Here is a 23,329-nt window from a genome sequence, read left to right on the forward strand (position 1 = left end):
AAAGGCGGGGACCGTTAATCAGTGCAGCGACAGCCTTGGAATAGCGCCGGCAGCCTCTTTCGGTTTCAGACCATAGCTCAGCCCGCGCCCGACCCGATGTGCTAAGGCGGACCAGCTTTGCGCGAGATCGGCGGGGAGTTCTTGGGCCAAGATTTGGTCAAATAGCTCAAGCCAAATCGGGAAATGCTCCGGATGCACATTCCCCGCAGCTTGGTGAACATGCATCGGATTGCCCTCATAGCTGCGCTGCAACAACAGGGCGTTGCGCCAGAAACATACGATTTTCTCTTCATGTGCAGGCCATTCAGTCACATGGGCGGCAAAGATCGGTGCCAAGGTCGGCTCCCGCCGGACCGCGCTGTAAAACTTCGCTACGACGCGGTCGATCTGAGCTTCGGTAACCGCAATGCGGGGCGGCATTGTCATACGGCAAAGATCCAGACGAAAATGAGGCTCAGGATCAGATAGACAAGCGTGTTGACCATCCAACGGATCAGACCTGCTTCGCCTTCGGGGTCAACACCAAGCCGCTCGCAGACTTTCGTGCCGGGCCAGAGGAATGCTTCGGATAGGGTCATGAGAACATCCTTAATGGGTATTTATAATGCTTAATATATACACGCTTTTAAATGCGTAATGCAAATGCTAAATATTGTACTCATGCAGCTTGATAAATTCTCAGACTATGCCCTTCGCATCCTTATCACCCTTGCGGTGAGAGCGCCGGACCGCGTGGCGACCTCGGAAATCGCCAAGCTTTTTCAGATATCTGAGAACCATCTTTCGAAGATTGCTACACAGTTGACGCGCGAAGAATTTGTAATATCAGAACGTGGCCGGAACGGCGGCCTTACGCTTCGCCATCCTGCCGAAACGATCAGCGTGGGTGCCGTTCTTCGAGCTCTAAAAAAAGACGCGCCTGTAGCTGAATGTTTCGGAGGCAACAAAACCTGTCTTATCTTGCCGGTTTGCGGACTTCGAGGCCCTTTGGCAGACGCGCAAGAAGCCTTCTTCGCTACTCTGGACGGCTACAGTCTGGCAGATGTTCTGGGGCCCCGAGGGACCATGGCAGCAATGCTCCGCATTGAAGCGGATACCGCGCAGTAATCCTTGAACGCTATCTATTCAGTGCGTGCCGGTACATCGGCAAAATTACCTCGCGATCAAACGCAACATGACGGCGCAGCGGTTGAAACAGTCCGCGCAAGAAATATCCTAAGGCTTCAGCATCGTTTTGCGCCGGATCGTGAGCGAAACCGTTGATTGCATCAGCCAGCATCGCGGCGTGATCTTCATCCTCGATATGTTCAGCATGCAACCTATCAAGCATTTGCGCCGATGTGTCACTGGTCTGCCGTAGAAGTGGAAATACCTCTCTTTCTTCAAGTGACTGGCACTGAGTTAATGTCGGTACCAGACGACCGGCTAGACGGACTGCTGCGTAGGTGTCGAGTTGGCGGGGCAGCGTGTCAGCTAAGTCTTCTAATGCGCTGCAGAGAATTTCCTGCTGCGCCAATCCCGCTCCAAACGCATGGATGCGTTTGGAGCGGGATTGGGTGTTCGGATTGTTTACTAACATTCACATTGCCTCCGTGGATCGGGTGCGCTACCAGGGCTACGGTAATATAGGTTTTTAGAATGCGTATTTTGATTTACGTCAAAGAATTTTATAATGTTCTGATAGATCGACGAGACAAAGAACTTTTCAGGTCCTAGACATGCGCAGCGATCAGCCAACCAACCCTACTATCTTCCAGGACGTCGTCTTGACCGCGCCCACGATCCGCTGTGGCAGCTGCGTGGCAAAGATTGAGCGGTCTTTGACAGGCATGCCTGGTGTCGCGCGGGTGCGGGCAAATCTTACCCTGAGGCGGATCAATGTGACGCTGGCTGAGGCAGATGGCGCGTTGCAGAACGTGCTTGCTGAACTGGAAAGCATCGGTCACCCGAGCCGTTTGATCCACAGTGCTGATCTGTCAGCAGAAGCAAAAGATGAGACTGAAGTCGCGTTACTTAAGGCTGTAGCGGTCAGCGGTTTTGGCGCCATGAATGTGATGCTTTTGTCGGTCGCGGTCTGGTCGGGTGCCTCGGATGCGACACGCGACAGTTTCCACCTGATCTCAGGCATGATAGCCCTGCCCATCGTACTTTATGCCGCGCGGTTCTTCTTTACCTCTGCATGGGGTGCGCTGCGGCGGGCGAGCATGAATATGGATGTGCCGATTGCGCTGGCCATCGCGTTGGCGTTGGCGCTGAGCATTTTTGAAACCCTGCGCGGCGGCGATGAAGTCTTTTTCGATGCGGCGGTGACGCTAACATTCTTTCTGCTAATTGGGCGCTACCTGGATTACCGCATGCGCGGCAAAGCCCGTTCGGCGATGACCGGGTTGCAGCGTCTTGCTGTGCGCGAGGCGTGGGAGGTGACATCCGAGGGTGCGCTTCGCGTTGTGGCAGCCGATGCGATCTGTCCCGGCATGGTGCTGCGGATCCTCGCGGGCGAGCGCACCCCAGTGGACCTGCGCATCACCTCCGGTGCCAGCGATCTCGACCGCTCCCTCGTCACCGGTGAATCCGCCCCGGTTGCCGTGGCGGCGGGGGATGAGGTTGAGGCAGGGGCGTTGAACCTGACCGGCCCGGTGGATGCTGTTGCCTTGCGGCCCGTCTCGGAAAGTTTTCTTGCCATGTCCATGCGGATGCTGGCGGGTGCCGAAGAGAGCCGCAGCACCTACGTGCGCATCGCCGACCGGGCGGCACAGCTTTACGCGCCGCTCATTCACATTGTCGCCTTCGCCACCTTCGTCGGCTGGTTGCTCGCCACCGGCGACTGGCACCGCGCCGCCTTTGTCGCGATCAGCGTGCTCATCGTCACCTGCCCCTGTGCGCTGGCCTTGGCCGTCCCGGTGGCGCATGTCGTGGCGTCCAGCCGCTTGATGACCGAAGGCATCCTGATTAAAGATGGTTCCGCTCTTGAGCGGCTCGCCAATGCCACCCGCGCCGTTTGGGACAAGACGGGCACGCTGACCGATGGCAGCCCGGTGCTGGTTGAAAGCCCTGCTGCCACGCCCGACACTTGCGCGGCAGCAGCCCTTGCGGCCTATTCCGCGCACCCGGTTGCGCGTTGCATCGCCACGGCGCAAATTGGTCCTGCTTTGCCCGTTGATGAGGTTAGCGAATATCCCGGCTTTGGCGTTGAGGGCCGAATAAACGGGCGCTTTGCACGACTTGGCCGCCCTTCTTGGGTGGCGGAAATCGCCGGGGACATTGCAGGAGGGGACGGTCCTGCCTTTGCCTTTGCGGGTGCGGAAATGCAGCGCTTCCCTCTGCGCGAAACGCTCCGCGATGGCGCAGTTGACGCGGTGACCGCCCTGCGCGACGCCGGTTTGTCGAGCGAAATTCTGTCGGGTGATGCCGCCACTGCGGTGACGCGGGTCGCGGCACGGCTTCAGATCGATGAGACGCGGGCCGGGCTGACCCCGCAAGAAAAGGTCACGCATTTGCAAGACTTATTGGCCCAAGGTGAACGCCCGCTGATGGTTGGCGACGGGTTGAACGACACTGCCGCCTTGGCCACGGCCCATGTCTCAATGTCGCCTGCCTCCGCCACCGAAGCGGGGCGTGCGGCGGCTGATTTTGTCTTTCTGCGTGACGGGCTGGATGCAGTTCCACAGGCGCTTAAGGTAGCGCGGCGCACCGCCACCACCGTGCGACAGAACTTTGGCCTCGCGATTGCCTACAACTGTATTGCCGTTCCGCTGGCGATCGCGGGGCATGTCACGCCGTTGATTGCTGCGATTGCCATGTCAGGATCTTCCATCGCCGTGGTTGCAAACTCCCTGCGGCTGAATAGGCGCCGCTCGGCCCCATACGTCCCCCGTTTGCGAGAGGTAGCAGCATGACGATTCTGCACCTTCTTATCCCGGTAACGCTGGTAATGGGGTTAACAGGTCTTGGAGCCTTTTTCTGGAGCCTCCGGAACCGCCAGTATGAAGATCTTGAAGGCGATGCGGAGCGCATCCTTCATGACGACAACGACACTCCGATGCCTCCCCGAAAGGATGAACTCAGATGATGGAACGTTTAACCATTGCGGAACGCCAACAGGCCATGCTGCTTGCTGGAAGCTTGGCCATAATGGGATTTGCGCTTGCCATTGTAGGGCGTGGCGACGCAATGGGGGTCCATGGTTGGATCGCCATGTTCTTCGCGGGCGGTCTGTTCTTTGTCGTCGGCAATGCGCTCTATGCACCAGCGCCGGTAGAAGACCGCACGGCGAGCTACTACGATGATCCAACCAAGATCGGTATTCTGATTTCTCTCTTCTGGGCGGTGATCGCGATGGGCATGGGCGTCTGGGTGGCCGCGCAGTTGGCTTGGCCGGACTTGCGCTTTGATGCGCCCTGGTCAAGCTTTGGCCGCATCCGGCCTGTGCATACATCGGGCGTGATCTTTGGCTTTGGCGGTAACGCTTTGATCGCCACCTCCTATCACGTGATGCAGCGCACCTCTCGCGCTCGCCTGGCCGGGCATGTGTCGCCTTGGTTCGTTCTGCTGGGGTTCAACCTGTTCTGCATCATCGCGGCTTCGGGCTATTTGATGGGGATCACCCAGTCCAAGGAATATGCCGAGCCGGAATGGTATGCCGACATCTGGTTGGTGATCGTCTGGGTTACTTACTTCGTACTCTATATGCGGACGCTGGCACGGCGCAACGAGCCGCATATCTATGTGGCGAACTGGTACTACATGGCGTTTATCCTCGTCGTGGCGGTTCTGCATATCGTCAATAACCTCGCGGTGCCTGCTTCCTTTAGCGCGGCAAAAAGCTACTCGGCTTTTTCGGGCGTGCAGGATGCCATGACGCAGTGGTGGTACGGGCACAACGCCGTGGCCTTCTTTCTTACCGCGGGTTTCCTCGGGATGCTCTACTACTTTCTGCCTAAGCGAGCAGGGCGACCGATCTATTCCTACCGTCTGTCGATCCTGTCGTTCTGGGGCATCGTGTTCTTCTACATCTGGGCGGGCTCGCACCACCTGCATTACACCGCTGTCCCGCAATGGGTACAGACGCTGGGGATGACCTTCTCGGTGATGCTGCTGATCCCAAGCTGGGCCAGTGCGGGCAATGCGCTGATGACGCTCAATGGCGCATGGGGCAAGGTGCGCGACGACGCGACGCTGCGCTTTATGATGGTCGCGGCGGTGTTCTATGGCTTGTCGACCTTTGAGGGCTCCTTCATGGCGATCCGCGCCGTGAACTCCCTCTCTCATTACACCGATTGGACCGTGGGCCATGTGCATGCCGGGGCCATGGGCTGGGTCGCGCTGATCACTTTCGGGTCGATTTATGCGTTGGTGCCGGTCCTTTGGCGGCGTGAGGGGATGTATTCGCCAAAGCTCGTCGAATGGCACTTCTGGCTCGCCTTGAGCGGGACCGTCATCTACGTCTTTGCGATGTGGAACAGTGGCATAATCCAGGGCCTGATGTGGCGCACCTACACCGAAAGCGGCACGCTGGCATATTCCTTCACCGACTCATTAGTCGCAATGCATCCCTACTATGTTGCGCGCACCATCGGCGGGGCTTTCTTTCTCTCGGGCGCCATCATTGGAACTTTCAACGTCATCATGACAATTAGAAAGGTCCGTGAGGACACTCCGGAACTCGATTATCCGACCAAATCCGAAGCGGGTGAACCCGCGGTACCAGCTGCGGAGTGATGGCTATGTTGCGTAAAATACTCAAACCCTTCTCGAAGTTTTTTGAATTCCATGCGCGGAGCCACTATCGTGCCGAGCGGCATTCCATGGCTCTGACAATTGGGATTATCGCGGCCTCGGCTGTGGGCGGCTTTGTCGAAATCGCGCCGCTGTTCAGCATTGACGAGACCGTCGAAGCAGCTCCCGACATGCGTGTTTACACTCCGCTGGAGCAGGCAGGGCGCGATATCTATATCCGCGAAGGCTGCTATGCCTGTCACAGTCAGATGATCCGCAGTCTGCGCGACGAGGTGGACCGCTATGGCCCCTATTCGCTGGCTGTGGAGAGCCAGTACGACCACCCGATGCTTTGGGGGTCAAAGCGTACCGGGCCGGACCTTGCGCGGGTTGGGGAGAAATTCTCGGATGAATGGCAGGTGCAGCACCTGGTCGATCCTCGCTCTTTGGTGCCGGAATCTGTGATGCCGCAATATGCCTTCCTACTTAATGCGCCGCTTGAGACCGCAAGCTTGCCGGACCGTTTGGCGGCACTCCGCACCGTGGGTGTGCCCTATAGCGATGAGCAGATTGAGAACGCGGCAGACGATGCGCGCGGCCAGGCTTATCCAGATACCGATCGGGCTTATGCGGTTGAGGAACGCTATGGCGAGGCGACGAACATCCGTTTCTTCGATGGCCGCCGGGACCGCTTGACCGAAATGGATGCTCTCGTCGCCTATCTACAGATCATGGGCGGCCTGACTGATCTGCCTCAAAAAACTCAAATAGCTGACGGGGAGTGAGATCATGGATCTAAGCTATGAGACCCTATCAAATATCGCGAAGTCCTTTGGGCTATTCTACCTAATCGCTTTGTCGATTGGGATTACCATTTATGCCTTTTGGCCAAGCTTAGGAAAACGGTTCGATAAGGCTGCGCAAAGCGTGCTGGACGATGAGGAGGGCCCATGTCGGTAAAGAAGCGCGATCCGCTCACAGGTCACGAAACCACTGGGCATGAATGGGACGGCATTACAGAGCTGAACACCCGCGTCCCTCGCATCGTTTGGTTTTTTGTCGCCGTTACTCACATATGGGCGTTGGTATACTGGGTGTTGATGCCCTCTTGGCCGCTCATCAACACCTATTGGAAAGGTCTGCTGAACTATGATCAAGCTATTGTGGTCGAGGATAAGGTCGCCAAGGCCTACCGCACGCTTGATGAATGGCGCGCCCCGCTAAGGGAGCTTTCGGCCGAGGAGATCCGGGAAATCCCTGAACTCATGGCCCATGTTGATCGTACAGCACCTACGCTATTTGGCGACAATTGCGCGGCCTGTCATGGAACGGATCTTGCCGGGGCGCCCGGCTATCCGAGCCTTGTTGACGACGCTTGGCTTTGGGGGGGTGATAGCGAGACGATCATGGAAACCCTTCGGGTGGGGATCAACGCACCGCATCCGGAGACTCGCTATGCCCAAATGCTCGCCTTTGGTCGCGATGGATTGCTCAGCCGCCCTCAGATCCGGACTGTGGTTGATTATGTGCAGTCTCTTTCGGGCATAGAGCGGGACCTGCCCGCCGGCCGTCTGGAAGAGGGCGCCACGATTTTCGCTGAGAATTGCGCAAGTTGTCATGGCGAGAACGCTCTCGGCATTCAAGACATGGGTGCGCCTAACCTGACAGACGAAGCTTGGGTTTATGGCGGAGATGATGCGACTATGTTCAAAACAATCCACGACGGCCGCCAAGGCTGGATGCCCGCCTGGGAAAATCGTCTGACCGACGCAGATCGGATGATGCTAACATTGTACATCCAAAGTCGCAGTGCGGAGGGGCAGCCATGACCCGACCACGCATCTGGGCAGCAGCCGGGGCGGCATTGTTGGTTTCCGGCTTTGTCGCAGCGAATGCGCATCTTGTCTCCGTCGCGATCGGGACGCAACCCGATTGCGTTCTTCTTCCATCGCACAAAGAGGGCGCTGCCAATCGTGTAGCGAAACCATCATGCTGAGCGACCGTACCAACCATTCTGACTCTCCACCGCCACCTGACAATCCACATGCAGGGGGGATCATCCCCCAAGTAACCCCGCCCTTGCCGCGCGAAAGCCCACATTCCCGACAACTGCCTGCAAGCATGGCCTTTACTTGGCTCAAGCGTGGCTGGTCGGATTTTCTTACCCATCCATCGTTAAGCCTGTTTTACGGCATTCTCGTCTTTGCAGTCTCGGCACTGGTGGTCTGGGGCCTGTTCCAATTCCGCTTTGAATATGCGCTCTTCCCGGCACTTGCGGGCTTTGTGCTGCTCGGCCCGCTGATCGCGGTTGGCCTTTATGAGAAGAGCCGTCGGATTGAGGCGAATGAGCGGATCTCCATGGGCGGTATGTTGTTTGCGCGTCCCGCGTCAAAGCACCAAGCGCTGTTTATGGGGGTGTTGCTGCTCGGTCTGTTCCTTTTGTGGCAACGGGCTGCTGTCCTTATTTACGCTCTCTTTTTTGGATTGGTCGACTTCCCCGGCACGGATGAACTGGTCCCAATGCTTCTGTTCACCCCAACTGGCTGGGCACTTCTTGTGACGGGCGGTGTCATTGGCGCTCTCTTCGCAGCCTTTTCGTTTGCCATAAGTGTTTTTGCTGTGCCCATGTTGCTGACCGAGCGCACAGATGCGCTGTCGGCTATGGGAATTTCGATGGCAATGGTTTGGGCCAACCTGCCCGTGATGCTTTTATGGGGCAGCATCGTGGTCGTGCTAACCGTGTTGTCTCTAGCGACTGGGTTTTTAGCATTGGTTGTTGTTTTCCCCGTGCTGGGGCACGCTACGTGGCATGCCTATCGCACAGTGCGTCCCGACGAACGTCAGCAGGGCGAAAGTGAGCGGATGTTCGTAAGGCCGGCTTAAACGGAAGTGTGAAGTCCATGCCTAAGGGCATCGTCAAGTTGCGAGACATCTCAAAAGCCGTGTACGTGGGCGCATGACCAAACCTAAGCAATCTGGTGCCTTTTCAGGCCATCGTTTTCCTCCTGAAATCATCGGATACGCCGTCTGGGCCTATCACCGATTTCCCATGAGTTTGCGCGATGTCGAGGACTTGTTGGCCGCGCGTGGCATTGTGGTTAGCTATGAGACCATCCGAGCTTGGCTTGCGAAATTCGGGTCGCATTATGCCAAGCAGATCCGCCGAGATCGCCCCAGAGTGGCGGACAAATGGCACTTGGACGAAGTCGTCCTTCCGATAAACGGCAAGAAATATTGGCTATGGCGCGCCGTCGACAGCAAAGGCGACGTGCTGGACATCCTCGTCCAATCCCGGCGCAATAAACGGGCTGCAAGTCGATTTTTCCGCAAGCTATTCAAGGCATTTGGCGCGCCACGGGTGATCGTCACCGATAAACTCCGAAGCTATGGCGCCGCTCTGAAGGAGCTTGCTCCGGGAATAGAGCACCGCAGCCACAAAGGCCTTAACAATCGATCCGAAGGGTCACATCGCCCCACCCGACGGCGAGAAAAGATTATGGGGAGGTTTAAGTCACCGAGACAAGCCCAGCGATTTCTTTCCGTTCATGATCAGGTCCAAACCATCTTCCGTCCGCGCCGCCATACACTTTCAGCCGCAGCCTACCGTCAGACTCGAGCCGACGCCCATTGGATCTGGGACGATATCACGCGTGAGCTGAAGGCTGTTTAAGACCCGGTGCCGGGCTTTCGTCGCCACGAACGCCGATAACTTGACGATGCCCTTTCTGTCATTGTGATGGCGCAAGCGCGCTAAGTTCCTTGGCCATCCAGGTTGGCGCAGAGGCGCGAAGGCTCAGAAGCTCCCGCTGCTCCTCTTCGTTCAACGTCGCTTTGATGCGCCTCAAAGCCTGAGCAGCTTCGGACTTGCCGAAATAGGCAAGCGCCCGAAAGGCGTGACCGGCGCGACTGTTGGGCGCACGAAGCTGCCAGCTCGGCACATGCTTAAGCTCGACGCTTTGCGCTCCGAGTTTCAGATGACGGCTCGGCCCGGAGGTCCAATAAACTTGACGGGAAGGATTCTGCGTCGAGATACCGAGCAGGTTCGCTGCCGACGCTCCGCTTTGCGACACGCGCTCACCTGTCGATTTCGCAATGTGCTCAACCACGGCCTCAACCGAGGGCGCCCGGTTCCCGAAGCGGGTTTTCACGGGCAGAGCGAACAATCCCCGCTTCACACGCAGAAGCTCCCCTCGCCGCACCAACCGCGACAGCGCCTGGTCCACCGCCGCACGCTCTCCGATGTGCAACAACTCCCGCGCCGACAGGGTCGCGCCCTCCGGCAGCGCTTCAGCATAGGCCTTGATCGCTTGAGATGTGGTTTGCATGTTCGCCTCCAAGTGTCAGATATATAGCTTGGTTTCTGACAGTTTTCAAGCTGAGGCTTCCGTGGGTCAGTCTAGCCTAGTGCCAAGTCGAACCACTAGACACATTCTCCGCGGCTCTGAATCAAAAGGAGGAGATCAATGGCGAGTGAAAATCATGACCAATTGGGTTCGCGCGGCACGGCCGAAACTGGTATTTTGACATATGATTTCACTTAATAAGTTCGAATGATCCGGACGCCCGAGCCATCGTTTACCAGTTCATAGTCCCGTCTCGACAAATCTATGTCAGATTCGCCAGGCACCGAGGCGCTCCGAGCGATCAGAAAGCCTGCGGGATCCAGCCAGATAATGCCATCAGGAGTAGGCAATGGCCGAACCGCATACCGACTTAGTTTCCCTTCCACTTCGGTAAAGCTTGCACCCACTGTCCTGGGCGGTACCGCGACCCGATCCGGCTTAGGCAATGACCTGTACCATTCGATAAAGAGCTGCGGGTCGATCAGGTCCTCATCTGAAATCGGGGTGCCTCGTTGGACCAGCCATAAGTCATAATCCACACGTCGTGCAGCACCTTCGTCCCTTGTTCCGACGATCCCCTGCGCGAGCGAGAAGGCGACAAACGGATCCAATGTTCCCCAACGTAAAAGTTCGCGGAACCAGAAACCGATCCATGGCAAGCCGCTAGTTGCTCGCCACGTGTCTAGACTCGGCACCTCAAGTTCGCCCGCACCCGCATTCCACGCTTCTGCAACGGCAGCGCCCACTGCCACCCCGAGACGAAATTCCAGATTGTTCGCAACAAATCCCTGCCATCGTCTCAACTCCACCGGCGGTGGCGGTGGTGCACCTTCACGTTGTAACCACCAGCCGGCTACCTCGTGCCAGCGCCCGATTAGTGCGGTTTCAGTAGCCCCACGTGAAGTAAACCCGAACCCTCGACCGGTTCGTACCAATTCCCCGATCTGCCAGAAAAGGTTAAAGCGCGCCTCCGGCGATCGCCGGCCATAATCGGCTGCTGCCTTGAGGAGGGTGTTTATCTGAGGCGATACCTGCTGGAACTGGCGACCGACATAGGGGGTGAAGCCGATTTGATAGAGGGTTCGCCGCTGAACCGGGTCGGGATATAGACGCTCGACCACAGCTTGGCCGCGTTTGATGAAGGCTGCCTCCATCCAGCTCTCCACAGCACTTGAATATCGGGTGAAGGTCCGTTGCCACACCCGGCTCAAGGCGGCTTCGAGCGACGCCGCAGACAAGCCTTCCAGCGTCTCGATTTCGTCGACGGCAGCGATGATTATACCATCGAGCTCGTCAAGGCTGTCACCTAACATGTCGAGCAGTGCAGGCGAACCGACGCCAAGATCAGTCCCGATCCCCTCGGGCATCGTCTGCTCAAGGAAATTGTGTAGGTCGGCCACGGTTCGCAGTCCGAGGTGATCTCGCAACTTTGTCCAGATCGACGCCAGCAATGTCTGCAGCGGCGCATAGACCACGAGGTCGGCCGACTCCTCGAGCGCCAGTAGATGGAGCATCCGGTTGAGGTTTGCGACATAGGCGTCACGTTGTCTGCGCTGCTCGTCTTGCTTGCTCGCCGCCGTCGCGCTGTTCGCCATTGGCACGCAGACCAGAGTAAGGCCTTCCATCGCTTCCGCCGCCCCGGGCCGTCCTGCGCGCCCCGCGAGGTTGCGGAATTCCGAGGTAGGAATGATGTCGGTTACCGGCGCGCCATTAGTGCCGAACTCGACGATACGCTCTAGGCTCGGGAGAATGATAAGATCGAAAGGTAGGTTGACCCCTTCGGTCAATGTCGCGGTGGCGACCGTGATCGGACACACCTGCTTATCAATCAGTTCAACCATTAGGCGCCGCAGTCGTTGCGGCATCTGACCATGGCTAGTGGCGATGCCGCGATCAAGTAGGCGGACCTCGCTTGACCCCTCGCCGCAATAGTCGACACAGGCCGCGCGCGCCTCATCGAACAGCCGCCGCGCATCCTCAGTTCTCAGCGCAAAGGGGGCGATTGCAGACCACCCCGCCAGATCAAAGGCTTCGGCATAGCGCCGCATTACGCGATCTGGGCCCTGAGTAATCGACACCAGTATACGCCGACCGCTCGGGGCGAGATGCAGCGCCGTCCATAGCGCGTGGATCTGTACATAATGATGCAGGCTGTTTTTCACCCCCGCTGGCGGGTCAGGCATCGGCGGCAAGCCGAGCGCAAGGAACACGGGTGCATCGCGACCTCGCACATAGAGTGGCTGCCCGTTATTCAGTTCCAAAGTGATGAAAGGGGACTGATTAGGACGGCATTCCAGCACCCCGACCAGCTGACGACTACTTCGATAGCCGAGACCTACCGGGACAGCAGCGTCATCACCCTCAATCCATCGCGATACCGGTGGTGCTGCGCCGCCGGCAACGGCAGTAAGTGCGATCCGCGCTATGTTCGGCTTGAGCACGAGGATACGGGATACCAAGCTTTCAAGTCGAATGGATCGATCGCCGTGTGCCGCGAGGTCGCGCATTGTCTTGGGCGTTCCCGCCACCACTACCTGATGCGCCTCGTCGATGATGAGCAAAGCTAGACGATAAATTAGCAGCGTACCCAAGTAGCGCATCAGCGCCTCGGCTTTTTCGACGGTGGCGATGAGAACCGTGGGCGTTTCGGTCGTTAGCCAGTTATCGGTGATGCCCCAGTCAGTCCCTCCGTAGAGGCCAGTGATCACGACGTTCTCGCCTCGGAACTCGGAACTGAGTTTTGCTTCGACCTCACCTGCCAACGCGCGAGATGGTACGAGATAGAGGGCGAGCCGCCCCGGTGCACCGGGTTCGGGAGGTGTAAGTAGCAGCTCTTTGACGAGCGCGAGATTGGCAACCATCGTCTTGCCTGAGCCCGTCGGAGTGCAGAGGGCGAAGGCGTTTCCATCCGTTAGTCGCTCGATCCCCTTAATCTGCGAGGCCCACAACACGCCGCGTCCACGTCCAAATTGCTCGCGTGCAAAGCGGCGTAGCTGATTGGCTGCCGCTGGCGTGTCTTCAACGAGAGCTGCAGCACGTCGATGCAGACTATTCCGCACGAAGCGTTCGGCTGCTGCCAACACCAGGCGCAGCATTACCCATGTCTCATCATTGGTCCAACGTGTGGCGATATCGGCCAATGTTTTCAGCTGCTCTAGGGCGATTCCCGTTCGGGTCTGCTCGCCCCGCCGCAGGCTTTCAGCCAACAAACCGAGCGAGCGGATAGTCTCTACGACGAGGTACCACGCGAGAGGGCTGAAGGATGCCTCACGAGGGGTATCCTGTTCCTCCGCATCCGATTCTCTGCCTGGCTCCGGCATCGGTGGAAAAGATCCCCCGGCGCTGTCTTCGGCGGCATCCAGCAGGTGTGCGGAGCCATCTCGCCTCGTGAGCTCGAAATTTTCCTGCCAGAAGATCGCAGTGCGCCCCAGGACAGAATCAAAGTCACAGGACAGGAATGCGACAATGATGCCGCCAGCACCGCCTACCTGAGAGCGCCGCAAAATTCCCGTTGCCATCGCTGGAAGCCCGGCTAGTTGATAGGCGCCTGCAGCAAGAACCTCTGTGGGAACCTCCCGTGTAACCTCATCGTGTGATCGCGAGAGCCATTCGAGCAATTCTCCTGCTCGGCGATAGCAGGATGCCGCCGCTTCGCTATCGGGGCCGTCAGTATCCTCGAAGATGCCAGCAGCATGTAACAGCCGCCGCGCGTCGCTGAACAGCTCAAGCGACTGACGTTGCGTCCAGGTCAGCGGCTGGACGCCCCAACTGTTTTGTATCGAGCGCACGAACAAGCGCGCTTGCTGGGCCGTTAGCGCATTTTCGATTGCGTGACCTAAGCGAAAGCTTTCCGCCAGTGCCCTCCGTTCCTCGTCAAGCTCCGCCATTGGTCTTCCAAAGTGATGCGTAGAGTCGTTCGATCATGTTCTCGCCGCCCAAGAGCACGATCTCGACGATCTGCAGCGGCCGCCCAGCCGTATAGTCCGCGGGAGGCATCGCCGTCGGAAGCAGAGCGGTGCCGACCGCGCGCGTCGCCGCGCGATTGCCGGCGATCAACACCATGTCAGTGCGCGGCGGCCCAGCATCCGTTAGGAGCGCCTCGTCTAGTGAAAAGATCGTGTGGGCATATCCGTCGCGATCCTTGATCTTCAGGAGATCGCAGATCTGCTGAATTCCCTGAGGGATCAGCAGGGCTGTGTTGATGTCGTTCCAGACGCCATTGTCGGCCCACACCCGCGCTGCGCCTTTACCCTGGCCGTCGCCCTTCATGATCGTGTCAATCGTCGAGGCCGTTAGATCGGCGCGCCATTTTGCTTCCCCCGCGATAAAGGCCAAAACGGTTCCGTCCACAGCGAGTTCAAGGCCGATGAAGTCATTGCCAGGGCGTCCGTGCACTTCCTTGACCCGTGCTGGATCTCGCACGAGATCGAAGATGTATCGCGCGACCGGGGCATGCTCACGGAAAAGGAAGATCGGCACACTCCATGTCTTGCCCCCGACTAGGCTGTAGTTTTCCGCTACGATCCCGCACATGACCTCACCGAAAAGGCCGCGGATCGTCTTTGGTGGGAGGCAATTGGGATAGATTGCATGATCTCCCCTTTCGCCATCTTCGGGATGAAGTGAAATCCGGGCGGCCGCATGTGATCCCCAGCGTTATCTGGCGGTGTTCCTTCAGCGCTAAGTGGCGCCAATTACCAGCGTGGAGCGTGCGGCCTCGACGACGTCGTCAGTAACGAGTGATAGCTCGTTGATCTTTAGGATGCGTTCTATTTGGACAAAGAGGCGATGCAGCAGCCGGAAGTTCCCGCCGGTGATGCGGGCAATGGATGCGATCGCTTGGTGATCAGTAAAGTCGGCGGCGTCCAGTTGCAGGCCGAGTTTTCGCCAGTGGCGGGTGAGGACGAAGGTCAGTTCATCCCCCTTCAGCGCGCGATAGTGGTGTGCGAAGCCGATCCGGCTGTAGAGCTGCGGATAGCGTTCCAGTTTTCGTTCCAGGCCGGGCATCCCGATCAGGATAACGCCGATACCGGTCCGGTCGAAGATATCGCGCACATGTTCAAGACTTTGCGTCGAAAGTCGTTCGGCCTCATCGACTACCAGAACTTCTATAGACCCTTGAGCATGGCGTTCCGGAATAACCATGCTCGGATTGAGCGCCAGATCGATGGAACCTTCTGCGCGGGTTATAAGACGGCGTAAATCTTCCCGAACCTCCCGAACCGGGCCGCCGACTGTCGGTGTGTAGAAAACTGTGCGTGACTTGGCCAATGTCTCATAGGCGATGGCGTCCGATGCGTCGCGTGGCCCCCACTCCGTCAGGAGCGCTTCGGCCTTGTCCCACCGGGCGAAACGCCGCGCCGACATCGTTTTTCCGACACCAGCCGTGCCGAAGCAGATTCCGATATACCGGTGTTTCTGCACCGCAGCTGCGAACTCGACAAAGCGGCGATGCTCTTTCGTGGCGATGAATGTGCCATTGCGCTGTCCCGTCATTGTCAATCATCCGACTGATAGGTTCGGAGTTTCGACTTGCGTTGCGGTCGAGGCGCGGTCTCGGTCGTCCTGCGGGCTGTTCCCTCCGGGAAATATTCCGCAACGACGCCGACCCGTTCATTAACCTGCTGGCGCAGGGCCCGCCGCTGCGCCGCACGGGCTGTCTGTATGTCTTTCAGCGTGATCGTCTCATGGGCATGTTTCGGGCTGATGGCGCGGCACAGGAAGCGGTTCTTGTGGAAGACGCGGATCTCACCAAGGTCGCGCGGATCATATCGGATCGTGACGCTTTCGCCGACATAGGGAGCAAGGATCGTGCTCATGAAGCGCAGCCCTTGAAAATGCACACCGTCGCGGCGCACGAGCCGAGGCTTTGCGACCATGACGAGTAACAGGTCGAGGTCGTCAATACTGTTGGGCATTTGAGGAAGCCAACCGTCGGCGCACCACGACGTCAGCGGCGGCAGCCCCGTTTCGCGATGAGTGCGAGAATTGTAGGTCTCCGTGATCCACGCGCCGATGACGGCATCGAGATCGGCCAGCGACAGTTTCGGCGATGTTGCTGGTTTCCCGTTCACGACGTTGCCGGACAGCTCCGGAAGCAGTTCGGTGTTCAATGTGCCGAAAAAACGCTCAATTTTTCCGCGCCCCTGCGGTCGCGCTACGGCGGAATGAATAAGCTGAAACCGCAGGGCAGCCGCTGCTTGTTCGAGATGTTCTGATGTGAAGTCGCTCCCGTGATCGACATAGAGAATTTCTGGAATCCCGCAGATCGGCCAGTCCGGATTCAGCTTGCGCCAGATGGCCTGTCGAAGCGCCAAGGACGTTTGCAGAGCCGACGGTGCGCCGAGAAATACTAGGTATCCAGCGATTGCGCGGGAATAGTCGTCCATAATCGCAGTCAGCCAAGGCCGCACCGATTTTCCGTTCGCGTCGATGATCAATATATCCAGCATCGTATGATCCGCTTGCCAGAGCGCATTCGGTGCGCTCGCTCTGTGTCGGTGGATCAGCTCGAAGCGGTCTCGATAGGCGCACGCCCCATCCTGCGCTAGCGTGACCATCGCAGGATCGAGTGCCTGTACGATGGAATGAACGGTGCCATAGGATGGAACTGACCAATCCCTGCTTTTGGCAACAGTTTCAGCGCGTCGATAGATTGCGGCACAGGACAGTCGGGGCTTGCGAAGCGCGAGCCCCTCGATCAAAGTGATCAGTGGCCCGGGTAGCTTGCGAGTGCCGCGATCAGATCGCGCTCTGACCTTCAATCCGTCCAGACCTTCCAGCCTGTATCGCGACAACCAGCGTTGCGCCGTCCGGATCGGCACATCGGCCGCGCGGGCGGCAGTGGTCAGAGAAACGCCCTCTTCCAGATGGGGTCGCAGAGCGGCGAACCGGCGCATCGCTTCGTCCATTCTGCATCTCCAATCTGTCCGAAAGGGGAACGCTGAGCGGACGCCGTCCCGCCTCGGGCCCACACCTTATATTTAAGGGGAAAATCGATTCTCATTTAGCTGGTACGGTGATAGTATCATTTAACGGGCCTTTTTCGTTACAATTCTACATGGCTCCAGAATAATTTTTCCGAAGGACGCCCCCATGTCTGAAACTCGTATTGGATACGCCCGATGCTCGACCGATAAACAGGACCTTGCCGCTCAGAAGGCAACCCTCCTGCATCTCGGTGTGGCTGAGGACCGCATCTATACTGACCATGGCTTGACCGGAACGAACCGCGAGCGGCCAGGACTGGCGCAGGCCTTGGCCGCCGTAAGAGCCGGCGACACGCTGGTGGTCCCAAAACTCGACCGGCTGGCAAGGTCGGTTCCGGACGCTCGCTCTATCGCAGACGAGTTGGCAAAGCGCGGGGTTAGGCTTGCCTTAGGGGCGTCGGTCTATGATCCGCACGATCCGATGGGAAAGATGTTCTTTAACATTCTTGCCACCTTCGCCGAGTTCGAGGCTGACCTGATCCGCATGCGCACCAAAGAGGGCATGGCAGTCGCCCGCGCTAAGGGGAAGCTGAAGGGCAAGAAGCCCAAGCTGTCGGATCGCCGCCAGACAGAGTTGCGGCGCATGTATGACACGGGCGACTACTCCATCAGCGATCTGGCAGAACTGTTCGATGTTTCGCGGCCGACAGTCTATCGCGTCCTACAACGGACGCCGAGCGCCGAAGTATCCATCGAAGCGCGCTAGCTGACCTTCGCCGCGCTCTACATCAACAACTGCTCTGCGGACGAAGCAGACCCCTAGCTTACAATGATGAATGGTTGTTTTTGGACAATTTCAATCCGAGAATTAATTGCCGATGCATGTCACATGACAATTGTAAACTTTCTGTTATGTTGCAGAGATGACATCTGTTGCAGACACACACAGCCTGACTTGGCAGGTTTCACCCGACCTACTGGGTATCGTCAATCAGTCGGGGGTTTTCGTGGAAACCAATCCGGCTTGGCAAGCTGTTCTCGGTTGGTCTGAGGCCGAAATAAGAAGCATGGTCTTCACCGACTTTCTTCATCCCGACGACCTGGATCGTACGCTGGCGTTGTTCTCCAAGATGAAGAAGGGTGAACCTGCTCTGCACTTTGAGAACCGATACAGACGCAAGGATGGCGACTACCGATGGCTGTCATGGGTGGCCGTCCCTGAAGGGGACATCTTCGTGTGCAGTGCACGAGATGTGACACGGGACAAGGCGAACGCCCGCGCCCTACAATCCTCCGAGGATGAAGCACTCTTGCGCGAACAGTTCATCGCTATCCTGGGACACGACTTGCGCAATCCTCTGGCGGCCATTGGGTCGGCTGTTCGCATAGCTTCACGCCAACCCCATGACGAAAAGATCGCCGCGATGTTTGCAGCCATAGATGGAAGTGCGGGGCGGATGGCAAAGCTGATCGACAGCATCATGGACTTTGCGAGGGCTCGCCTTGGCGGCGGTATCCCTGTCGATTTGAAACGGGTGGAGAACCTTAATGACGGCTTCGAGAATGTGATCGACGAAATCCGCCTCGCACATCCCGAAAGGCTCATTCAAGTATTATTCGCTTTCGAAAATGTGTTGATCTGTGACGCTGCGCGACTGGATCAGCTTCTTTCGAATTTGCTTGCCAATGCCGTGACTCATGGTTCGAGGGACAAACCCATTACTGTCGCAACATTTGAGGAGGATGGTTATTTCGTTTTGTCAGTAACAAATTCTGGGAAGGTGATCTCCCAGGATACACTTGTGAACCTTTTCAAGCCATTTGAACGCGCGGACGAAAGTGACTCTCTCCAAGGTCTGGGTCTTGGGCTTTATATCGCAGACCAGATCGCGAAAGCCCATTCCGGCAAGATCGCTGCGACGTCGAATGAAGCGGCCACTGTTTTCCGACTGGACATCCCACTGGAACAAAATAGCTGACTTTCGTGCATGCTCGCAGCATCGTTCGAATTGGGCTCAAACCGGACTTTTGCCGCGCAAAGCGCGGATGACAGCTACGCTGCTTCCAGCACCAGCCTACGCCACTTGGCCATAAAGAAAGTGCGCCAAACATCGCGGAAGATCACAGCCGCATGAAACACCTCGCGTGCGTCCTGATGGGCCGACTCAAAATAAGGGCGCAGTTCAGCTATGTCAGCATCTGAAAGAGCAGTGACCTGCTGCTCGAGAAGCAGGTGGCCGTAGGAACCCGATCCGGCAGTCGTTGGGTGCAAGATGCGCGCAAGAGTGGCAGATGGAGGTGGTTCGGTGTGCAGCATATCAGGGCGTACTCATCTTAGAATACCTACATGAACAGGCGATATGGATAGACATTTCGCGGCAGGTCCGTGACGTTGGCTATCGTGCGGGCGAGTTTCTGCGAATAGCGAATGCTAACCGGCACAGGGTCGTAAAGCGCGTCGTTATTCCAATCCATCTTGGTCAATGCCAGCGCCTCATGAGCGGTCAATTCGAGCGGTCCGCTGCCGGCATGACGGATCAGTTGTAGCGGCCGGGGGATGCTCTTCTTGCCCTGATAGTAATCGCCTTTGGTCGAGACCTCGGGAGCATTGCCGGCCACCCATACCAAGGCAGAATTGCCCGTGCGGATCACCATCGTCCCGCGCGGCACGGGAAATCCAGAGGGTTTTGACAGCGGTTTCTCCACCCCCGACTTGATTAGCCAGACGCCGCGCCAGCACGATGCCGAGCTGACCTCGACACACTCTATCTCCGCTACACCAGCAAGCGCGTCGAACGCACCCTCGATTTCGGCCTCTTTGAAGGCTGTCGTTTTGTGAATGACCATGCGTTTTGGTAGGTTGCCACCATTGCGACCCTGATAGAGTTCCAGGCTACGGGCGAGGACTGCGCGCATATCGTCCCGACTAAGAAATGGGTTCCTGCGAGCCTCGGCTACGTCAGCCACCGGGTCTCGCGCCTCGAACGCAACGAACTGCATGCCGCCGCCGTCCATGTCAAAGACCTGCGAGCAGCACGTCACATAATGCACGTCTTGCTGGTCACCGCGCAGGGCATAGGCCAACCCGATATAGGCGGTATCCGCAGGCACGCCTTTCAGTGGCGCAAGCTTCCACGGCGTGCCCGCAGCCTTCACATAGAGTGCGGTCGACAGACGCCAAGCAAGCGAAGCCTTGTAGCTGAAGGTGAAGACGCGATCATTCAGGACTTGGGTCGGAATATTATACTTAGCACCCATAGCTTTAAGCACGTCGTGTGCGTCAAAGAATTTTCCACGTGTCGCCGTGTCCCAGCTCTCGGGAAAGTGGACCAGCACAACGTCGAATTCGTTGCGAACGGCGTCGAGGCGGCGGAGCGCGGCATCCATTGTAAAAAATAGGCGCTGCTGGGCAGTGCCGTCTCCCGGCAGCTGGTCGAGGTGTTCAGGCCACTTGATGTGCGCGCTCGCGGGCGCGGCTTCGAGCGACACGCGGAACAGGCGCTCGAAACCGGGATATTCCGGTACATATTCTGATCGGTCGGAAGGGCGATGCACGCCCCACAACAGCTTCATCAAGTCGCCACGACGATGGAAAGCGCTCTCCGGGCCAACCGTCGCGATTCGAATTCGGGGCGTGTATCCACCAAATGATCCTTTCGAATACGGGCCGAAATTAAGAAGACCGCGCAGTGGATGGACATCAATTTGGTTGGTGTCGGATGGCGAAAACGACAGGTTCGGCTCCTCCAAGAGCGTGAATGGCGGCAGCTCGGTGAGGGCTGGGTTCCCCATCATTTTCTCCTGTCGAAGTAGCTATGGTGATGCGACGGTCGGCTAAACCCCGTCACGGGCGACACTTTGAATACGGCATCAATGCCAGTGCCATCTTCGAGTCCGAAAGCGCTTCGAGTCGTGCCCCCTGTTTCGGTTAGAAGCTGAGCCCAAGCCCCAATAATGCTGGCCCAATTCCTATTATAGCGCGGAGCCCATCGCTCGCGGCGCCAGTCGCCGGCAGGATCACCTCGATGCTCGGTTCGTATTTCCAGTTCAGCCGGAGCTTTTTCGGCGACCAACCCCTCCGCACCATCCGTTTGGGAGGTGTCTTGCCGGGGAAACTGGACGAACGTGTAGGGCTCGAAGCCGCACCACCACTTCCCATCTAGCTGTTCCAGCTTGAGGTGGACGCCCTCCTGAAACGGGAAACCAAGCTTAGGTACTGCACCAAACAGACTAGTGCCGTACGCATTGCGTAACCGGGATAGGATCTGTTGCTGGCCCCGCGTTCGCTCAGGATCATCGCAGTCGCGCGGTGCGGCAACGACGAGCGAATGGCCGGAACGCCTGTAGCGTGGGATGAGCGGGCGATGCCGGGCGAGAGATCGCACGAGTGTGTCGTATATCAATCCCATCGCCCAGCTATCTGCGACCGGATCTAGGTCTATCGTTCCAGCGAGCGACGGGCCCAGCGGAGCCAAGGCATCCAGGATTTCCTGGTCCCGCCCGAACACGGCTAGATCACGCCCCAAAGCGGCCGCCGTCGCCCGACATCTCTTCGCCTTGAAGATCTCGCGCACCTCTGCCGATGTTGTCGGTTGGCTTAACCTGATGCGCCTGGCCGCGGTCGGCATCGATTGGAGCAGAATTGCCGAATAGCGCAGCACCGGGAATGCACGGGCTTTGGCATTTGGAATCTGAACAGGTACGAGACGCGGCGTAGGTCGTCCTTCCATCACCCGATCGAGAAGCGGCTTGGGTAAATCGGTTACCTTGATGATATCGGCAGCTAATTCGTCAAAGGTCGCGCACTCAACGACGGCCACATCCACGCCAGCCGTTCCGGCGCGCTCTAGGAATTCGATCACCGCGGGCAGTAAGCGCGAAGCTGACGACGTGAGCCAGTACAGTCCGTTCGGAAATGGCGACGGCGTATCGAGAACTGTGTTCAGCGCCTCCATGATCGAAGCGTCGCGTCCGCTATAGCCGACGAAGATCATTCCGAAGCGTTTGCCGGATTCCACCAGCACATGCCGCATTCGGGCGTCCTGTTCCTCTAGTTCCGATCCCGTGTTCTTAATCGCGATTGACTGATAATCACCGTGGAGCTTAGCGACCAGCGGCCAGTCCGATTCATTGAGGCACCGCATGGCACGGTCGGCGGAATCGATCGCCGCCACAGTCGGGCGGTTTTGGCCGTCTTTCGGGAGGATCGCATTTGCCGAATGCGCCGACTCCTCGATAAGCGGATCGAAGTTCGTGGTGAAAACGCTATCGATCTTGCCGGCAGCCATGAGGCTACCGAGCACCTTATGTCCAAAACAGGGAGTCCCCTTGGAGATCGCATCGTCGATATATTGGCGGCGATGCCGGGCTTCCGGATAAACCGCTTCGAAGGCCTTGGCATATTCCGTCGGATCGCCGTCAGGCGGCAAAAACGACGTTTGTCGAAAAAAGGCATCGATCCTGTCGGTCCAGATTGGGTCAGCCGTATCAATTTCCCGCTTTGACAGGTTCGTCTCGCGGCAAAAGATTTGCGCTTTGAAATCGCGGATCATGGCATAGCCAGTCGGGATGCCGGAGGCTGCCGAAGCACCAGCACCGAGGAACCACGAGAGTAGATTTGGTCTTAGTGTAAAGGCGGTCGCGAACTGCGCGGCGCTAATTTTTTTAACGAAACTGATTTGGCTCTCCTGCGATAATGTACGGGCTTTGGGGGCAATCCAGTACTTCAAAGCGCTGAATTTTGCTACGCGAATGCACCTAGATTATCGTCCCAGTTAACAAACGCTCACGCAAGACTTTACGCGACTATTTGACGATCTCACCCGGCCCGCAACGGCAGAGTCAAACGCCTTTGCTCAGCTTACGACGTGTTAAACGGCGCGATTCGAGCATGACATGAGTGCCAGGCGACGGCCTCGATCCCGGACAGGGTACGAGCGCGCAAGCTGTCAAGCACAGCCATAGAAGGGTAAGAATACGCATGGAGTCTCCTATGTGATTCTCCCCCTTATCGCTCTAGCATTCGTCTTCCGAGAGCTCGAACGCGATCGCGGACCTGAGAAATGCATATCAGCATGCCCATATGCCTGAAATTGCTAGGAAACCCAGATGGCGAAAGCGGCCCGGAGCTGACCTGCGGAGGCTCACCGCGCGTCGACCCAGTGATTTAGGTGGCCGCAGTCGGTCCCATGAGGCCGAGTCAGGAGAGTACCGCAAAGTGTGGGGCAGTTGCTCGGGGCAGGCGTTGATGGCAAGTTCGGGTCATGGCCCTTACAGGAGAAATCGTTCAGTTGAAAGTCCGGCTGCTCGGGATCAGTCCCATGATCTGGCGGCGGTTGCTGG

23 protein-coding genes are annotated in these 23,329 nt (G+C 57.8%); 12 read left to right on the plus strand and 11 right to left on the minus strand.

Translation table 11 applies throughout. The annotated features are described in order from the left end of the window. Nucleotides 1-18 precede the first annotated feature (18 nt). Both AC13DE_RS05815 and AC13DE_RS05820 read right to left on the minus strand, forming a co-directional pair. Nucleotides 19-426 carry a group III truncated hemoglobin gene (locus AC13DE_RS05815; RefSeq protein ID WP_446314323.1) on the minus strand — a complete coding sequence of 136 codons (408 nt, stop codon included), beginning with the start codon at nucleotides 424-426 and terminating at the stop codon, nucleotides 19-21. Next, entirely contained in the window at nucleotides 423-578 is a 156-nt protein-coding gene (locus AC13DE_RS05820) for a hypothetical protein (protein ID WP_165935597.1), read from the minus strand. Before AC13DE_RS05820 ends, AC13DE_RS05815 begins: the two co-directional genes overlap by 4 nt. Nucleotides 579-642: 64 nt before the next feature. Between AC13DE_RS05820 and AC13DE_RS05825 the strand changes: the two genes are divergently transcribed. Then, nucleotides 643-1,107: an RrF2 family transcriptional regulator gene (locus AC13DE_RS05825; RefSeq protein WP_317406639.1), complete on the plus strand. Its 465-nt coding sequence runs from the start codon at nucleotides 643-645 to the stop codon at nucleotides 1,105-1,107. A 10-nt stretch (nucleotides 1,108-1,117) separates the two neighbouring features. On the opposite strand, the gene AC13DE_RS05830 is transcribed toward AC13DE_RS05825, so the two are convergent. After that, nucleotides 1,118-1,579, minus strand: coding sequence for a hemerythrin domain-containing protein (locus AC13DE_RS05830; protein ID WP_446314322.1), 462 nt, complete (start codon nucleotides 1,577-1,579; stop codon nucleotides 1,118-1,120). 139 nt (nucleotides 1,580-1,718) lie between these two features. Here AC13DE_RS05830 and AC13DE_RS05835 point away from each other — a divergent pair, with 139 nt between their 5' ends. From AC13DE_RS05835 to AC13DE_RS05875, 9 genes are all read left to right on the plus strand, one after another. Further along, a complete protein-coding gene (locus AC13DE_RS05835; RefSeq protein ID WP_446314321.1) occupies nucleotides 1,719-3,896 on the plus strand; it encodes a heavy metal translocating P-type ATPase in 2,178 nt (725 codons plus the stop codon). Further along, the gene (ccoS, locus tag AC13DE_RS05840) at nucleotides 3,893-4,069 is read left to right on the plus strand and encodes a cbb3-type cytochrome oxidase assembly protein CcoS (protein ID WP_317406641.1); all 177 of its coding nucleotides are present in this window, start codon (nucleotides 3,893-3,895) and stop codon (nucleotides 4,067-4,069) included. The genes AC13DE_RS05835 and ccoS overlap by 4 nt, the downstream gene beginning before the upstream one ends. Continuing rightward, nucleotides 4,066-5,718, plus strand: a complete 1,653-nt coding sequence (gene ccoN, locus AC13DE_RS05845; RefSeq protein ID WP_446314320.1) for a cytochrome-c oxidase, cbb3-type subunit I — start codon at nucleotides 4,066-4,068, stop codon at nucleotides 5,716-5,718. Before ccoS ends, ccoN begins: the two co-directional genes overlap by 4 nt. Before the next feature lie 5 nt (nucleotides 5,719-5,723). After that, complete coding sequence (gene ccoO, locus AC13DE_RS05850; RefSeq protein WP_446314319.1) at nucleotides 5,724-6,500, plus strand: cytochrome-c oxidase, cbb3-type subunit II; 777 nt, start codon at nucleotides 5,724-5,726, stop codon at nucleotides 6,498-6,500. A 4-nt stretch (nucleotides 6,501-6,504) separates the two neighbouring features. Next, nucleotides 6,505-6,675: a cbb3-type cytochrome oxidase subunit 3 gene (locus tag AC13DE_RS05855; protein WP_317406648.1), complete on the plus strand. Its 171-nt coding sequence runs from the start codon at nucleotides 6,505-6,507 to the stop codon at nucleotides 6,673-6,675. Beyond that, complete coding sequence (gene ccoP, locus AC13DE_RS05860) at nucleotides 6,666-7,544, plus strand: cytochrome-c oxidase, cbb3-type subunit III (RefSeq protein ID WP_446314318.1); 879 nt, start codon at nucleotides 6,666-6,668, stop codon at nucleotides 7,542-7,544. Before AC13DE_RS05855 ends, ccoP begins: the two co-directional genes overlap by 10 nt. Then, a complete protein-coding gene (locus tag AC13DE_RS05865) occupies nucleotides 7,541-7,711 on the plus strand; it encodes a hypothetical protein (protein ID WP_446314317.1) in 171 nt (56 codons plus the stop codon). Before ccoP ends, AC13DE_RS05865 begins: the two co-directional genes overlap by 4 nt. After that, the gene (locus tag AC13DE_RS05870; RefSeq protein WP_483047345.1) at nucleotides 7,705-8,598 is read left to right on the plus strand and encodes a DUF2189 domain-containing protein; all 894 of its coding nucleotides are present in this window, start codon (nucleotides 7,705-7,707) and stop codon (nucleotides 8,596-8,598) included. The genes AC13DE_RS05865 and AC13DE_RS05870 overlap by 7 nt, the downstream gene beginning before the upstream one ends. 73 nt (nucleotides 8,599-8,671) lie before the next feature. Beyond that, nucleotides 8,672-9,385, plus strand: coding sequence for an IS6 family transposase (locus AC13DE_RS05875; protein ID WP_349540062.1), 714 nt, complete (start codon nucleotides 8,672-8,674; stop codon nucleotides 9,383-9,385). Between the two features lie 58 nt (nucleotides 9,386-9,443). On the opposite strand, the gene AC13DE_RS05880 is transcribed toward AC13DE_RS05875, so the two are convergent. The 5 genes from AC13DE_RS05880 to AC13DE_RS05900 all read right to left on the minus strand — a co-directional run bounded on the left by AC13DE_RS05880 (nucleotide 9,444) and on the right by AC13DE_RS05900 (nucleotide 16,969). Next, nucleotides 9,444-10,040, minus strand: coding sequence for a DUF6088 family protein (locus tag AC13DE_RS05880; RefSeq protein WP_483047346.1), 597 nt, complete (start codon nucleotides 10,038-10,040; stop codon nucleotides 9,444-9,446). Between the two features lie 212 nt (nucleotides 10,041-10,252). Further along, nucleotides 10,253-13,945: a DEAD/DEAH box helicase gene (locus AC13DE_RS05885; RefSeq protein ID WP_483047347.1), complete on the minus strand. Its 3,693-nt coding sequence runs from the start codon at nucleotides 13,943-13,945 to the stop codon at nucleotides 10,253-10,255. Then, on the minus strand, nucleotides 13,932-14,537 hold the full coding sequence (locus AC13DE_RS05890) for a hypothetical protein (protein WP_483047348.1): 606 nt from the start codon (nucleotides 14,535-14,537) through the stop codon (nucleotides 13,932-13,934). Before AC13DE_RS05890 ends, AC13DE_RS05885 begins: the two co-directional genes overlap by 14 nt. A 201-nt stretch (nucleotides 14,538-14,738) precedes the next feature. Beyond that, nucleotides 14,739-15,554: an AAA family ATPase gene (locus tag AC13DE_RS05895; protein ID WP_483047349.1), complete on the minus strand. Its 816-nt coding sequence runs from the start codon at nucleotides 15,552-15,554 to the stop codon at nucleotides 14,739-14,741. Between the two features lie 2 nt (nucleotides 15,555-15,556). Then, the gene (locus AC13DE_RS05900; RefSeq protein WP_464580634.1) at nucleotides 15,557-16,969 is read right to left on the minus strand and encodes a transposase; all 1,413 of its coding nucleotides are present in this window, start codon (nucleotides 16,967-16,969) and stop codon (nucleotides 15,557-15,559) included. A gap of 184 nt (nucleotides 16,970-17,153) precedes the next feature. Here AC13DE_RS05900 and AC13DE_RS05905 point away from each other — a divergent pair, with 184 nt between their 5' ends. Beyond that, on the plus strand, nucleotides 17,154-17,753 hold the full coding sequence (locus AC13DE_RS05905; RefSeq protein ID WP_025031067.1) for a recombinase family protein: 600 nt from the start codon (nucleotides 17,154-17,156) through the stop codon (nucleotides 17,751-17,753). A gap of 157 nt (nucleotides 17,754-17,910) precedes the next feature. Beyond that, nucleotides 17,911-18,966, plus strand: coding sequence for a PAS domain-containing sensor histidine kinase (locus tag AC13DE_RS05910; RefSeq protein WP_072298296.1), 1,056 nt, complete (start codon nucleotides 17,911-17,913; stop codon nucleotides 18,964-18,966). 74 nt (nucleotides 18,967-19,040) lie between these two features. Here AC13DE_RS05910 and AC13DE_RS05915 read toward each other — a convergent pair whose 3' ends face one another. The 3 genes from AC13DE_RS05915 to AC13DE_RS05925 are packed head-to-tail and all read right to left on the minus strand — an operon-like array spanning nucleotide 19,041 to nucleotide 22,716. Beyond that, nucleotides 19,041-19,304 (minus strand): hypothetical protein, encoded by a 264-nt coding sequence (locus AC13DE_RS05915; protein ID WP_483047350.1) that lies wholly within the window; start codon nucleotides 19,302-19,304, stop codon nucleotides 19,041-19,043. A gap of 26 nt (nucleotides 19,305-19,330) precedes the next feature. After that, nucleotides 19,331-20,782, minus strand: coding sequence for an argonaute/piwi family protein (locus tag AC13DE_RS05920; RefSeq protein ID WP_483047351.1), 1,452 nt, complete (start codon nucleotides 20,780-20,782; stop codon nucleotides 19,331-19,333). Continuing rightward, on the minus strand, nucleotides 20,779-22,716 hold the full coding sequence (locus AC13DE_RS05925) for an SIR2 family protein (RefSeq protein ID WP_483047352.1): 1,938 nt from the start codon (nucleotides 22,714-22,716) through the stop codon (nucleotides 20,779-20,781). Before AC13DE_RS05925 ends, AC13DE_RS05920 begins: the two co-directional genes overlap by 4 nt. Nucleotides 22,717-23,329 lie beyond the last annotated feature (613 nt).

Source organism: Sulfitobacter sp. L-8 (assembly GCF_056859255.1).